This is a genomic window from Variovorax sp. Sphag1AA, assembly GCF_014192575.1.
Classification (GTDB): Bacteria; Pseudomonadota; Gammaproteobacteria; order Burkholderiales; family Burkholderiaceae_C; genus Variovorax.
In genome coordinates this window covers 72,595-86,330 of the sequence record NZ_JACHYC010000001.1, presented here as the reverse complement: position 1 = coordinate 86,330, position 13,736 = coordinate 72,595, and the positions used below count along the sequence as shown (strand labels likewise).

Here is a 13,736-nt window from a genome sequence, read left to right as displayed (position 1 = left end):
CGCGTGACAAGCTGCTCGAGTTTGATGCCGGGCTCCCTCAATCGGTCGAAGGGCCCTCCCTGCGCAGCGGATGGTCGGCGACTCTGCAGTCATCGTCAAGGTTCCACTGTTCTATGATCCCCGCGCATCAGCGGAGGACGGGCCGGAGAGCCCGTGCAACAACATGACGATTCGAATTTCCGGCAGGCACGGGCGCGCGCTCGTGGCCCTGACGTTCCTGATTGCCGGCGGGGCCCTTGCGGAGCCCGGCAGCACCGATGACCGGCTCGTGCGGCCGCTTTCCGCGCCCTGCATCGAGAAGCGGTACGAGCCTTACCGGTGGGAGGGCTACAACGACAAGCCTGTGGATGCGTGCCTCGGGCCGCACCACTACCGGATTCCAGCGAACTACTTCCGCGATCAGATGGGGCCGGACTTTGAGGGCGGCATCTACATGGTGGTGCTTTGGCCCCACCTGCAGCCGCAGGCGCCGGGCAAGCTGTCGGAGCTTGGGGTGGAGGGGTGGGCTAGGACCGTCAAGGCACGTCTCTACTACATCGACCGCGTACCTATCGACGACATGCTGGCGAAATCCATTCAACCCATGGACTATCAGAAGGACCGGCAGGACCCCACGGCCCAACTGGATCTGAGGGACCGGCAGCCGCAACGCTTCGGCTTGACACCGTACTACGTCAATGCCGAGAGACTCGAGGCGTTTGGGATGAAACGGGAGCGCGAACTCGGCATCCCCGTTGGGGCGCCTTTGGAAAAGCAGGACGATTGGTATCTCGGCCATGACGCCAAAGGCCGGCTCACCACGGTGATCAAATGCGACTCGCATCTGCGGCCGGACGGGTATGTCATCGAGGGAAACCGCCTGCTGAACCAGGGTCACTGGAGCACCGGATGTACCCAGAGCATCGTGATGCCCGAGGTCAGCACCATGGTCCAGATTGATTACCGCCGGGTCTTCCTCAAAGACTGGAAGCGCTTTGAGGACCGCGCCCGGGAGTTGCTGACGAAATATCGCGTTCGCTGAAGTGATTCATCGGCCGTCTTCTGGGGACGTTCTTGAAGGGAGAGAAAAGAAATGGCAGAACTCAATCAACGGGACTTGGATGTCCTTCAACACTATGCAGACAAAGGGAATCGCTCGCTTTACTGGAACTATCTGGCCCAGCGTGACGGTGGCGACAGTTACGGCCTGCTTGCCCTTGGTGTCGTACGCAACAGCGACATGTCTGGAGCCATCGCGAATACCTATGCCCAACACCATGCGAGAGAACACGACAAGCGCAAACTCAGCGAGCGCGAATGGGAGAAGTTCGGTCAGGACTTGATCCAGCAGGACCTCGCACTGAGAAAACACTACATGGCGCAACAACAACCAGCTGAGGCGCTGAATCTTCCCGTCAAAGACGTCCAGACTGCCCACGACCAAGCTTTCGAAAACGTCGGGCTCAACCCCGACGCCTGGACCCCACGCCGCCTCCTCGAAGCCGCCCGCCGCCAAGGCGGCGAATCCGCCGCAGAAGACATCTGGCGTAACGACATGCTCGACTCCAGCGTATGGGGCTTATCGCGAGCCGGCCGAACAATGGCCAAGGTCGCCTGGCAATACAACGACGGAGAGTTCGATGCGTTCGCCTATACGAGCGATCTCGCGGCAGCCGCTGCATCGGCCTCGCGGGATCTTCCCTGCGTCGACCCCGACACCATCGGCGGTAGCAACCTCCACTTCACCTACGACGCGCAATCGCGCGCATGGACCTCGGTCACGAGCACCCCGGATGGCTTCCCAACAAGGATGCGCGTCACGGATGCCCGCACGCTGGCCGAACTCGACGACGCTCGTGCCGTACGGCTTGAACGAGCAGAGAAGGCGACGCAGTTTCATCCACTCGACCCGCATCGCGAGATCGCCAGAAGCCCGTTCACGCTCGTCGACGCCGGCCAACCGGAGACAACGGCGACACGTCTCGCGAACATCGACGCCTCGCTCTCACGAACCATCGCCGACGACCTCTTCACCCGCCTCACCAACGCCGCGATGAACCGCGACGTGGTCGCGATGCGCACCGTCTCAGCGGAATTTCGTCACTCCGATGAAGGCCGTTCATGGTTGCGCAGTGGTCGCGAACACAACCAGGCAGACCAGGATCGTCAGGCCGCTCTGGAAGCTCAGGCCACCATGCAGCAGGCCGTTCAGTCCCGCAGCGGTCCGGTTATGTCGATGTGAGCCCGTCCATCCAAATCAGGGAGAAAAACATGGAGAGCCAAGACATCAAGGCGCTGGCCGTCAGACTCGCTTCATTGACCGACCTGCTGGAACAACGCAGTGAACGTGCCGTGCGAGAGGTGGAGCAGAGCACGGACGAACTTCAACAGACCGCCAGCGGATTGGGCCTGCACGGGCGCCAGTTGGCCCAGGAGGCTGTCCGCAGCATCGGCGCGCAGGCAGGCAGCACGATCCAGCGCGGGCTGCACGAAGCCGTCGAGCAATGCCGCGCAGCGCTGCAGGACGTCAAGCAGGAAGCCGTGCGAACGACGACCCATCTGCAAGAACACTGCGCCGCAGTGCGGCGCTCGCAACGCAGCGCACTGTGGATGTGTGCATTCGCGCTGTCGATCGGCGCGGTGCTTGCCGCAGGTGTCGCCGGCTACCTCACATGGCAGGCCAAGGCGTCGATACGGCAGGCTGAATTCAGCGCGGCGATCGTCGATGCCACACGCACCGGGACGCTGACACAGTGCGGCGAGGCGCTCTGCGTCAGGACGGGCAAGAATCCGGCGCGCTATTCCCGGAACAACGAATACATCCTGCTCAGCAGGTAGGCGGCCCTGCCGCCCGGTCCATCAGCGCCCGCGCGCGTTCGCCATCGCCTTGCCGACTTCGTTGCTGCCCTGCGCCGCGCCGCTTTGCGGAACGATCTCGCCGTTGCGGTCGGTCACTTCGGCGAGGCGCTCCGCAAGCTGTTCGGGCGCATCGGCGCCGAAGCCGATCCACGCGCCCTGCGTGAGCGTGATGTTCGCGGCCTCGAAGACGCCCGCGCCTGCGCAAAGGATCTGGCGTGTCGGCGCATCTTGCGCCGCAAGCACCAACATCGCGGGCACGACCGCTTCAGGCTTGAGCGCATCGAGCACTTCCTGCGGCATCAGGTCCTCGGTCATGCGGGTGGCCGCGGTCGGTGCGAGGCAGTTGACGCGGATGTCGTTCTTCGCGCCTTCGATGCTCAGGGTCTGCATCAGGCCGACCAGCGCGAGTTTGGCAGCGCCATAGTTGCTCTGGCCGAAGTTGCCGTAGAGGCCCGAGGACGAGGTCGTCATCACGATGCGACCGTATTTCTGCTCGTTCATGATCGGCCAGACGGCCTTCGTGCAATGCACCGCGCCCATGAGATGGACGTCCATCACCAGGCGGAAATCGGCCAGTTCCATCTTGACGAAGCTCTTGTCGCGAAGGATGCCGGCGTTGTTCACGAGGATGTCGACGCGGCCCCAGGCATCGACCGCCTGCCGCACCATGGCCTGCACGGCCTCGAAGTCGGTGACCGACGCGCCGTTGGCGATTGCTTCGCCACCCGCGGCCTTGATCTCGTCGACCACTGCCTGCGCCGCGCTCACGGAGCCGCCGGAACCGTCGCGCGCACCGCCGAGGTCATTGACCAGAACCTTGGCGCCGCGCGCCGCGAGGGCCAGCGCATGCTGGCGGCCCAGGCCGTTGCCCGCGCCGGTGACGATGGCGACACGGCCCTTGAAATCGAGATTGCTCATGCTGGAAGTGCTTTCGGAGGAAATCGTTGACGCGGTGCGTTTTACCCCAGAAAGCGGATGTCCCGGCCCGGTGACATCCCCCGCTCAGTCGTGTGTGTGACTCAGGCGCTCGCAGTAGTCCAGGAGCAGATCGATCTCGGCCGACTTGTCGAAGAAGGCGTCGGCGCCCAGCGCCTTGGAGCGCGCGCGCATGTCAGGCGTGGCGTAGTTGCTCAGCACCACGACTTTCTGATCCGCGCGCCGCTGTCGGCAGGCATCGATCACGCCGAGGCCGTTGCCCTGGTCGAGAAACAGATCGACGATGGCCACATCCCACGCATCGCGATGCTTCTTGAGCCACCTGACCGCCTCGTCCTCGCCGCTCGCGTGGGCCACCACGACTGCATCGGCGATGTCCTCGAGGAACCCTGTCAGGTTCTCGCGAATGACGGGGTTGTCTTCGACCAGATAGGTCTTGAAGGGCATGGCGTGCATGGGCAATCGGTTGTTGAGATGGCGGTTTGACCGCCTTTGTGCCCATCTTCCCCACCGATCGCCTCGCCCGGGTGGGCGTTGGCGGCCACTTCGGGTAGGCAGGAACCTACCCGGCCATGACGGCGACGCCGCCCTGGCGGCTCAAAGCGCTGCGCTCTGGCTCACCGGGCCGGTTGCCAGTTCCGGCCAATGGTTCTTGAAGCCGAGTCGAGCCGGCGACACGTACTGCTCGCGGTAGATCTCGAACGGCATGGTGTCGCTGGACTCGATGCGCTTCTGCTCGTCGAGCGATTCGCGCGTGAGGCGCTCGAACTCGACGCCCTGCTCGGCCGGGAACGGCAGCGCCAGCAGGGTTTCGCGCGTCTGGGCCGACTGCGCGCGCACGAAGCTCACGAAGGAGTCGTTGTGCGATGCCTTCATCGCCGCCAGCACGCGGGCAGAAGGCAGGATCGACGGGTCCTTCAGCGCGGCTGCCGCGGCCTCGATCGCCTCGGCATGCTTCGAGCCGCCATGCGCTGCATCGAGCGCGGCCGCAACCGGCGCAAATTCCTGCAGCAGTTCGCCGCCCCATTCGGTGAGCAACACCGGCTTTCCGGCGCGGCTCAGTTGCAGCCCGGGTTCGCGACCGCGCGCCGCAGTGAGGTGTTGGTTGTGCGCGAGATCGGCGATCTCCTCACGCGTATCGGGCGGGCTGTCGGTGAGCAGGCAGTGCAGCAGGAAGACGTCGAGGAAGCGCATCGTCTGCGCATTGATGCCGACCGGCTCGAACGGGTCGAGGTCCATCAGACGCACCTCGACGTACTCCACGCCGCGCTCGCGCAGCGCGTGGAGCGGACGCTCCCCGGGGTAGATCACGCGCTTGGGGCGGATGGTCCCGTAGAACTCGTTCTCAATCTGCAGCAGCGTGGTGGCGAGCTGGTTGTAGTCGCCACCCAGGTTGCGGATGCCGATGGCCTCGTAGGCGGGCCAGGGACGGGTCAACGCATCCTGGAGCGACGCGGCATAGCCGTCGAGGCTGTTGTAGCTCACGGCGAGCGATGCCTGCGCCTCGCTCTGGTAGCCGAGCCGGCCCATGCGCAGCGAAGTGCCGTGCGGCATGTGCATGCTGCCTTCGCCGATCGGCTGCAATTCGTGCGGCCGGCCGTCGACGAAGCTCGAACACAAGGCCGGCGAGGCGCCGAACAGGTACAGCAGCAGGAAGGCATGGCGCCGGAAATTGCGGATCAGCGCGAAGTACTGTTCGCTCGACACTTCCGGGAGCGACCAGTTGTAGTGAATGCCCGAGATCGTCTGCATGCGCCGGCCGTAGCGGTGGCTCAGGCCCATGCGGTAGACGCTCTTGGCGCGGCCCACGTTCGACGAGCCATAGCGGCCGATCGGAATGGTTTCATCGGTGGGCAGGCCGCACGGCATGCTCGACACCCAGAGGCGCTCGTCGCCGGCCTCGTCCAGTACGCGGTAGGTGAACTGATGGATCTGCACCAGTTCCTGGAGCACCGTCTCGACGTCCTTGTGCGCGCCGGTGATCAGCTCGACCTGCGACTCGCTGAAATCGGTGGTGATGTGCGGATGGGTCAGCGCCGACCCCAGGGCGCCCGGATGCGGCGTCAGCGCCAGCTTGCCGTCGGGCTGGGCGCGCAGGCTTTCCTTCTCGATCCCCCGCCGCACGCCCCTCAGCCGCGCGGCCGAGAGCGCTTCGATGCGCTCCTTCAAATTATTCATGTAGATATAACCCATCTTTCTTCGTGGGGCTGGAAGGTAGCACGCCAAAAAGACTGTTGCTGGCCGGGGATGGTTGTCCCCGGTGTCGGCGGCTCATTCCGCCGGCAACCTACATGAACGTTCGGCCGGATGCTAGGCGAGCACCTTCAGCAGGTAGCGGTTGAGGTCGGCGATCTCCTCCATGCAGACGGAATGTTCCATGGCGTATTCATGCCATTCGACCTGGTAGCCCAGCGCGACCAGTGCGTCGCGGCTGTGGGCGGCGCGGGCGATCGGAATCACGCCGTCGCGCTTGCCGTGCGCCTGGAAGATCGGCGTCGCCTGGTTGGCCGGATGGCGCTCGGCGGCCACGGTCTGCGCCACAGGCAGATAGCCTGAAAGGCCCACGATGCCCGCCAGCCGTTCCGGGTGGCGCAGCGCGGTCATGAAAGTCATCGCGCAGCCCTGCGAAAAGCCGGCGATCACGATGCGATCGGCCGGAATGCCGCGCGACTTCTCGTTGGCAATCAGCGCCTCGATGGCGGCCTGCGAGCGCCGCAGCCCCGCTTCGTCTTCGGGGTTGCCCGGTCCGAGGATGTCGTACCAGGCCGGCATTTGGTAGCCGCCGTTGATGGTCACCGGCATGACTGGCGCATTGGGGAACACGAAGCGCACCGGACCCACCGGCGAAAGATCGAGCTCGCTGGCGATCGGCACGAAGTCGTTGCCGTCGGCGCCGAGGCCGTGCATGAGGATGATGGCGGCCTTCGGATTCGGGCCGGTTTCGATTTCGATCGGAGGGAGTGACATGGCCCCGACGTTACCGCAGAAAGGCCCCTGCGGCGCGCGGCGCACCGGCCCGCTGCACGCACTCCACGAACTGCTGCGCGGCCGGCGTGAGCTTCTGGTCCCGTCGCTTGATCACGCACATGCTGAGCGTGGGCAGCGTCTCCCGCAACTCGACGCGTCGCACGCCATAGCGCTTGAAGGCCACCTCCACCAACGGCTCGACGAACATGCCGACCAGGTCCATCTCCCCGACCAGCGCCAGCGCCACGGTGACCGAGTTGCCGAAGATGATGCGCGCCGGTGGCGCTAGCCCGATCGGCGAGAAGATCGGCAGGACGGATTCGCGCGCAAGGTCGCCTTCGCCCGGCAGGATCCACTCGGCGTCGTGCAGGTCCGACAGGGAACGGCAGTGACGCAACGGATGGCCCACGCGTAGTCCGACCGCGAGTTGCACCGGAAAAAGCTCGATGCCTTCGAATTCCGGGTCGAGCGTTTGCCTCGCTACATGGGCGACTGCGAAATCCAGGCTGCCGTCCCGCATGCGCATCAGCATCCACGGCAGCACCGCCTCCGAGAAATGCACGTCCACCGCGGGCATGCGCGCGTGGAATTCCTTGAATGCCGCCGGAAGCACGGTGAGCGCGGCCGAGGTGCTGACCGCCACCGCGATCCTGCCGGTCGCGCCATCGCGGATCTGCGCGATCTCGTCGCGCGCCCGTTGCATGTCCGCCAGCAACAGGCGCGCGCGGGGCGCGAAAGCCTGCCCGTAGGCGGTGAGCTGCACACCCTTGACGCTGCGCTCGACCAGCGGCGCGCCGAGCGCGCGTTCCAGTTCGCGCACGATCTTCGTGACCGCTGGCTGCGAAATGCCAAGTACCCGCGCCGCGCCCCGGATGCTCAACTGCTCGGCGACCGCGACGAAGGCCTGGAGCTGATTGATCTTCATGAAAACCAAAAGTTATCGTTGGTTATCAATTATTGTCTTTTCATGATCGAGCCGAATCCCTAGCATCGCGGCGCGAAATCCCGATTACCAACAGGAATATTTCAAATCCCATGACCGAACTCTCAGGGCTCCCGGGCCTCTCGGGCCGCGTTCCCACGAGCCATAGCCTCCCCGGCGACCGTGCACGCTTGTCCCGCCGTCAGACCATCGTCGCCACCACCATCGGCAACGCGCTCGAGTTCTTCGATTTCACCGTCTATGGCTTCCTGGCCCTGGTGATCGGCAAGCTCTTCTTCCCCACCTTCAATTCATACGGCCAACTGCTGCTGACGGTGGCGAGCTTCGGGGTCGGATTCATCATGCGGCCGCTGGGCGGCATCGTGATCGGCAGCTACGCCGACCGCGCCGGGCGCAAGAAGGCGATGACGCTCACCATCTTCCTGATGGCGCTGGGCTGCGCCATGATCGCCTTCGCGCCGACCTACGCGCAGATCGGCGTCGCGGCGCCCATCCTGATCGTGCTGGCGCGGCTGATCCAGGGCTTCTCGGCCGGCGGCGAAGTCGGCGCATCCACCACGTTGCTGGTGGAGCACGCCACGCCGAAGAACCGCGGCTACATGGCGAGCTGGCAGTTCGCGAGCCAGGGCCTCGGCATTCTGCTGGGTGCGGTGGTGGTCGGCGTGCTGCTGACCGCCCTGTCGCCGCAGGCGATGGAAAGCTGGGGCTGGCGCGTGCCTTTCGTGCTCGGCATGCTGATCGCGCCGGTCGGGATGTACATCCGCCGGCACCTGGAAGAATCCCTCGACGTCCATGAGGCGCCGGCAACCGCCGCGGCGCCGCGCCGCCATGGCAGCCTGTCTGCCGTCTGCCGCGAGCACGGCAAGACGGTGCTCGCCGCCATCCTGAGCATCATCGGCGGCACCGCCGCAGCCTATGTCGTCACGTTCTACATGCCGACCTACGCGATCCGCGAGCTCGGCCTGCCGCCACCGGTCGCGCTGTTCGGCGCCGCGCTCACCGGGCTGCTGTCGTTCGCACTCGCGCCGCTGGTGGGCGTGTGGTCCGACCGCATCGGACGCAAGCGGCTGATCGTCTACAGCCGCGTGCTGCTGGCACTGATGATCTACCCGGGCTTTCTGTGGCTCAACGCATCGCCGACGCCTGCTGCGCTGTACACGGTGGTCGGGCTGCTGAGCATCACTCTGGTGCTGCAGACGGTGCCGGGCATCACGATGCTGCCGGAGATGTTCCCCAAGCATGTTCGCGCGACGGGCATGTCGCTGGTCTACAGCGTGGGCGTGGCGCTGTTCGGCGGCTTCTCGCCTTTCATCAGCACCTGGCTGCTGAACGCCACCGGCAACAAGCTCGCGCCTGCGTGGTATCTGCTCGCGGTGTCGCTGGTGTCGCTCCTCGGCCTGCTGTGGATGCGGGACTACACCGGCAAGGACATCGACGCGGCCGATGCGCATCCGGCCGCCTGATCAAACACTTTCCAAGGACCCTCACGATGTACAACTCCGCCGCCACCCGCCACTTCTCCGGCACCTATGCCGAGGCACGGCAGAAATTCCTCGATGCCGCGGCCCAGCGCGGCGCGGCGATCGAAAGCTTCGAGCTCGAAGCGCATCGCGGCGCACTCGGCGAAACCCTCGCCACGGACGTCGCCTATCTCGGCAAGCCGGGCGCGGCCAAGCTGCTGATCGTCAGCTCCGGCACGCATGGCCCTGAAGGCTTCTGCGGCTCCGGCTGCCAGATCTCGACGCTGAACGACGCCGACCTCCTCTCGCGCATCGAGCAGGCCGGCATCGGCCTCCTGCTGATCCACGCGGTCAATCCGCATGGCTTCTCGCACCTGCACCGGACCAACGAAGACAACATCGACCTCAACCGCAACCACATCGACTTCAGCGCTCCGCTGCCGGTGAACGCGGCCTACTCCGAGGTCGAACCCCTCGTGCTGCCCGCCAACTGGCCGCCGACCGCCGCGGACGTGGCGACGATGACCGCCTACATCGAGAAGAACGGCATGCGGGCCTTCCGCACTGCCGTGACATCGGGCCAGTACACCTCGCCGCAGGGCCTGTTCTATGGCGGCAAGGCGCCGTCGTGGAGCAATCGGACGATGCGGGGCATCCTGCGCAAATACGCTTCGGAGGCCACGCACATCGGCTGGATCGACGTGCACACCGGCCTCGGCCCGTACGGCCATGGCGAAAAGATCTACGCCGGCCGCAATGCTGCCGCCGACCTGGCTCTGGCTCGCGCGTGGTGGGGCGCGGACGTCTTTTCGGTGCACGACGGCCAATCGGCATCGCCCGATGTGTCAGGCCCGGTCGTCTCGACGGTGTACGACGAGTGCCCCAACGCCAGCGCCGCACTCATGGGCCTGGAATTCGGCACCCTGCCCGACATGGAGGTCATGAACCGCCTGCGCGCCGACACCTGGCTGCGCCGCCACCCCGAGGCGCCCGAAGCGCAGCAGATCACCATCCGCCAGGGCCTGCGCGACGCCTTCTATTGCGACAACGACGAGTGGAAAGGCATGATCCTCGGCCAGTCCCGCGTCGTGCTGCTCCAGACGATCGAAGGCCTAAAAACCGCCTGACCCCACTAACCGCAGCCTAAGCGGGAAACCCCGCGGAACCGGCTTAGCCGGGCCGCCGGGGTTGCCCCCGGAAGGGGGTGCAGAGCCACACGAAGTGGGCGAGGCTGGGGGCGAACTTACTGAGCCACAGCCCGGCATTTCTGCAGGTTGGTGTTGAACCGCTCCTGCATTCCGGGTTCGCAGGCGCTTGCGGTGGTCATGATTCGGCACATGCCAACCACCAGGAAATCCGACACCGCCTCGGTACACATCGGGTAGCTCGCCAACTGCGGGTTGTCGCGCACCTTGAAGCCCCACTGTTCCGAGAAATCGAGCATGCGCGACATGGCGTCCTCGAAGTAGTCGCGGTCGCGCTCCTTGATCGCGTTTTCCATCTGCGGCAGTTCGACGTTCAGGAAGCGCATTGCCGCGCCGGGAAACTCGCGCGCGTCCTGCGCGAACGCGCCGGACGCACACAGCGCCAGCAGCAACGGCGCAATGACGCGTGCAGTGAACGGAAGGACGCGGTGACGGGCAGATTCCATGGGCTTTCGGTTGGGTGACATCGCCCCGTATTTGAACCGAAAGCCGGCCCGGGTCCGGCGAAGGCTTACCAGCTCAGCCGCACGCCAATCGAGCCCTGCACCGACGACTTGACGCGCGCGTCGCCACCGATGTCGAAGACGTGGCCGACTTCGCCGTACAGCGTGGTCGACGACGACAGAGCCAGCGTCGCGCCGCCCGCCACTTCGGCCGAGGTGTAGCCGGTGGCGCTTGCGATCGCCGTGCTCGCCGCGGGCGAAGCAAAGGTCGCCACGTCGGTGCCGGAGCCCGCGTGGTAGAGGTTCACGCGGCCGTAGGGCTGCAGGCGGCCCGCGCTGGTCGCGAAATCGCCCTTGACCCGAACGCCGACGCGACCGATCCAGCCGCTGTCGGCGTCCTGGCGCACCGCCGCGCCGCTGATGAGCACGTTGTCGAAGCTGCTGCGCTGCCAGGCGAGCTGGGCCTGCGGTTCGATGGTCCAGCGCTCGGTCAGCGCGAAGGCCTTGCCGGTCTCGATCGAGGCGGTCAGGCTGTCGGCCTTTCCGGAGGCGCTCAGGTTCAGGTCCGGGCGCACCGTGTAGCGATGGCTGCCGCCTTGCAGCACTGCGTCCGCGTACCAGCCGCTGCCGTCCATCCAGGTCGCATAGCCACCGAGGTAGCGCGATTGCAGGTCGTTGCTGCCCACGCGGCCGATGGTGCCGCGCGCATTGCCCGTCACGTCGGCGCCGCCGTCGAGGTAGCCCACATATACGCCGCCGCGCCACGGGCCGGCCGCGAACAGATCGGTGCCAGCCTGCAAGCCGCTGACATGGCCCTTGCTGCTGGCATCGGCCACGCCGTCCTGATGGATGTCGAGATCGGCATAGACCGCACGCGCCCAAGCCTGACGCCCTGCATCGCCCGAGCCCGCCACCGCAGCCGAAGGAGCGGATTCGTCACCCACCCGGCGATGCAGGTTCCCGAGCATTGCGAGGTCCGCCTGGCGCAGTTGCGCCGGCAACGCGGCAAAGAGCGGCACTTCCGCGCGATAGGCCGTCACCGTCGGCCCGGGCACGGTCTCCACCGGCGGCTTCGGGCTTCCCTCGGGCGCGGGGTCCGGCGTGACTTCGGGCAGCACCGGCGGAGTCACCGGGGGCTTGACCTGCACATCGGTGCGCAGGTACCAGTTCTCGCCCGCGCCCTGGGCATCGGCCGCATACAGGCGGTACTCGAAGGCACCCGCATCGACGTGACCGTTGGCCAGCGTGAAGGCGCTCTTCGTGGTCTGTGCGGTGGTGGTCGCGCCGCTCAGCGCGGTCACCACTTCGATGCCATTGCCCGTGGTCTGCGCGCCGAGCCCGCCGAGATTGGTGACGCGAATCGTGGTCGTGCCGCTCGCGCTCGCCGAAGGGCCGTTCAGCACCAATCGGTCGCTGAGGCTGCCGCTGCCGCCGAGCACCGTGCCGAGGCTCAGCACACCGCCCTGGCCGACGTAGGCGCCGTTGACCGTCAACGTGCTGCCCGGGGTCGCGCTGAGCAAGCTCACCGTGCCCGCGTTCTGGAGCGATGCCACCGTCTGGTTGAAACCCGCGGTGTCCAGCGTCGCGCCCGCAGCGACCACATGCGCGGAGCCCGCGCTGAAAGTGTCGGCTGCACCGGCCTTCAACGTGCCTGCAGTGACCGTGGTCGTGCCGGTGATCGCCTGCGCCTTGGCGAGCGTCAGCGTGCCGGCGCCCGTCTTCTCCAGGCCGCCGGTGCCACTCAGCAGGCCGTTGTAGGTCGCGTCGGTCGGCTGCGCGAAGCGCACGAGACCGTTGTTCGTGACGGCGAGCGGCGCAAACTCGGCGGGCGTCTGCAACGTGCCGGCCGGGTCCACGGTCATGGTGCCGGTGTAGTTGCTGGTGTCCGTCGCAAGCACCAGCGTGCCGCCGGCGACGCGTGCATTGGTAAAGCCCGAATCCTGCAGCGAGATGCCGAGGTTCCAGGTGCCGCTGTCGTTCTTCACCAGCGACTGGAAGTTCGAGATCGCGTGGTTGAAAGTGCCCGTTCCGGTGCCGTTGAGCGTCAGCAGGTTGTTGCCACCGCCGCCGTTGATGGCGCCGGAGATCGTTCCGTGCTCGTACAGGTTGAGCGTGTCGTCGCCATCGGCGAAGTTCAGCGAACCAAGGATCTGACCCTTGTTCGTGAAGTTGATCGCCATCGTGCCGTTGACGCCAATGATGTTGCCGTTGGTTCCGTCCTTGTAGCGGATCACGCCGGTCTCACCGTTCACGACGGTGTTGCTGCCGAAGGTCGATTCGAACCAGATCGCAGCGCCACCGGCTTGCGAGTCGATGGTGCCGTTGTTGATGATGGTGTTGCCGGTGCCGATCGGATTGATCGCCTCGGCGTTGCCTGCCGTGCCCTTCGAGAGCACTTGCGCGCCCTGTTCGATCGTCAGCGTGTTGTTGTGCAGGAACTCCACCGTATTTGCGCCAGTGGTGTACAGACCATCGGTCAGGCCGACTGCGTTGTTCTCGGCGGTTGCGCCACTGCGCACGGTGATGCTGCCGCCACTCTGAAGGCTGATTGCCGGCAGGCCGTCGGTGCTGACAACCGCGTTCTGCTGCACGTCGACCGTGGTTCCCAACGGGGTTCCGTACCCCGCGCCGACCGTGGTGGTCTGGGCTCCGCCGGCGCTCGTGCAGACGTAGTCGGTGCCGGTCAGGGTGCAGGCAGCCGACGCCACGCCCGACAGAAGAACGAGTGCTGAAGCGGTCGAAACGGCCCGGCTCGATTTGCCGGCGGTCGCGGCCAGCTCGGAGGCAACTGCCCAGGTTTGTTGTGATGAGTTCCAAACGACCCTGAAAACGCGATTCACGAGCTTGCTTCCCTTCAACGGTCTCGAAAGATGAAAATGAATACTTACGAATGTAATGCCGAGGTATTCATTTCCGTTGGAAGAAAGTCACGGAAGCGGTGCGC

At 65.7% G+C, this 13,736-nt stretch carries 12 protein-coding genes; 5 read left to right on the top strand and 7 right to left on the bottom strand.

The features are described 5' to 3' along the window. Window positions 1-163 precede the first annotated feature (163 nt). From FHW64_RS00490 to FHW64_RS00480, 3 genes are read left to right on the top strand one after another with little or no spacing between them, the layout of a single operon-like run. A complete protein-coding gene (locus FHW64_RS00490) occupies window positions 164-1,021 on the top strand; it encodes a hypothetical protein (RefSeq protein WP_184521918.1) in 858 nt (285 codons plus the stop codon). A 51-nt stretch (window positions 1,022-1,072) separates the two neighbouring features. Next, complete coding sequence (locus tag FHW64_RS00485) at window positions 1,073-2,221, top strand: hemolysin (protein WP_184521915.1); 1,149 nt, start codon at window positions 1,073-1,075, stop codon at window positions 2,219-2,221. Between the two features lie 29 nt (window positions 2,222-2,250). After that, the gene (locus tag FHW64_RS00480; protein ID WP_184521912.1) at window positions 2,251-2,817 is read left to right on the top strand and encodes a hypothetical protein; all 567 of its coding nucleotides are present in this window, start codon (window positions 2,251-2,253) and stop codon (window positions 2,815-2,817) included. Between the two features lie 21 nt (window positions 2,818-2,838). Here the strand turns inward: FHW64_RS00480 and FHW64_RS00475 are convergent, their stop codons facing one another. The 5 genes from FHW64_RS00475 to FHW64_RS00455 form a co-directional block, all read right to left on the bottom strand. After that, window positions 2,839-3,756 (bottom strand): SDR family oxidoreductase, encoded by a 918-nt coding sequence (locus FHW64_RS00475; protein ID WP_184521910.1) that lies wholly within the window; start codon window positions 3,754-3,756, stop codon window positions 2,839-2,841. A gap of 84 nt (window positions 3,757-3,840) precedes the next feature. Then, window positions 3,841-4,221, bottom strand: a complete 381-nt coding sequence (locus tag FHW64_RS00470; RefSeq protein WP_184524139.1) for a response regulator transcription factor — start codon at window positions 4,219-4,221, stop codon at window positions 3,841-3,843. 150 nt (window positions 4,222-4,371) lie between these two features. After that, a complete protein-coding gene (gene gshA / locus FHW64_RS00465; RefSeq protein ID WP_260303590.1) occupies window positions 4,372-5,952 on the bottom strand; it encodes a glutamate--cysteine ligase in 1,581 nt (526 codons plus the stop codon). Window positions 5,953-6,084: 132 nt separating this feature from the next. Further along, window positions 6,085-6,741, bottom strand: a complete 657-nt coding sequence (locus FHW64_RS00460) for an alpha/beta hydrolase (RefSeq protein WP_184521901.1) — start codon at window positions 6,739-6,741, stop codon at window positions 6,085-6,087. A 10-nt stretch (window positions 6,742-6,751) separates the two neighbouring features. Continuing rightward, the gene (locus FHW64_RS00455) at window positions 6,752-7,666 is read right to left on the bottom strand and encodes a LysR substrate-binding domain-containing protein (protein WP_184521898.1); all 915 of its coding nucleotides are present in this window, start codon (window positions 7,664-7,666) and stop codon (window positions 6,752-6,754) included. A gap of 110 nt (window positions 7,667-7,776) precedes the next feature. Here FHW64_RS00455 and FHW64_RS00450 point away from each other — a divergent pair, with 110 nt between their 5' ends. Together FHW64_RS00450 and FHW64_RS00445 are read left to right on the top strand one after the other, a co-directional pair. Beyond that, on the top strand, window positions 7,777-9,147 hold the full coding sequence (locus FHW64_RS00450) for an MFS transporter (protein ID WP_184521895.1): 1,371 nt from the start codon (window positions 7,777-7,779) through the stop codon (window positions 9,145-9,147). A gap of 26 nt (window positions 9,148-9,173) precedes the next feature. Beyond that, entirely contained in the window at window positions 9,174-10,271 is a 1,098-nt protein-coding gene (locus tag FHW64_RS00445; RefSeq protein ID WP_184521892.1) for a M14 family metallopeptidase, read from the top strand. Between the two features lie 116 nt (window positions 10,272-10,387). On the opposite strand, the gene FHW64_RS00440 is transcribed toward FHW64_RS00445, so the two are convergent. Then, entirely contained in the window at window positions 10,388-10,795 is a 408-nt protein-coding gene (locus FHW64_RS00440) for a hypothetical protein (protein WP_184521889.1), read from the bottom strand. Between the two features lie 65 nt (window positions 10,796-10,860). Further along, the gene (locus FHW64_RS00435; protein WP_184521886.1) at window positions 10,861-13,632 is read right to left on the bottom strand and encodes an autotransporter outer membrane beta-barrel domain-containing protein; all 2,772 of its coding nucleotides are present in this window, start codon (window positions 13,630-13,632) and stop codon (window positions 10,861-10,863) included. Window positions 13,633-13,736: the final 104 nt, after the last annotated feature.

Coding starts and splice junctions, on each gene's coding strand:
- FHW64_RS00490 (WP_184521918.1), top strand. CDS start 164: ATGACGATTCGAATTTCCGGCAGGCACGGGCGCGCGCTCGTGGCCCTG.
- FHW64_RS00485 (WP_184521915.1), top strand. CDS start 1,073: ATGGCAGAACTCAATCAACGGGACTTGGATGTCCTTCAACACTATGCA.
- FHW64_RS00480 (WP_184521912.1), top strand. CDS start 2,251: ATGGAGAGCCAAGACATCAAGGCGCTGGCCGTCAGACTCGCTTCATTG.
- FHW64_RS00475 (WP_184521910.1), bottom strand. CDS start 3,756: ATGAGCAATCTCGATTTCAAGGGCCGTGTCGCCATCGTCACCGGCGCG.
- FHW64_RS00470 (WP_184524139.1), bottom strand. CDS start 4,221: ATGCCCTTCAAGACCTATCTGGTCGAAGACAACCCCGTCATTCGCGAG.
- gshA (WP_260303590.1), bottom strand. CDS start 5,952: ATGAATAATTTGAAGGAGCGCATCGAAGCGCTCTCGGCCGCGCGGCTG.
- FHW64_RS00460 (WP_184521901.1), bottom strand. CDS start 6,741: ATGTCACTCCCTCCGATCGAAATCGAAACCGGCCCGAATCCGAAGGCC.
- FHW64_RS00455 (WP_184521898.1), bottom strand. CDS start 7,666: ATGAAGATCAATCAGCTCCAGGCCTTCGTCGCGGTCGCCGAGCAGTTG.
- FHW64_RS00450 (WP_184521895.1), top strand. CDS start 7,777: ATGACCGAACTCTCAGGGCTCCCGGGCCTCTCGGGCCGCGTTCCCACG.
- FHW64_RS00445 (WP_184521892.1), top strand. CDS start 9,174: ATGTACAACTCCGCCGCCACCCGCCACTTCTCCGGCACCTATGCCGAG.
- FHW64_RS00440 (WP_184521889.1), bottom strand. CDS start 10,795: ATGGAATCTGCCCGTCACCGCGTCCTTCCGTTCACTGCACGCGTCATT.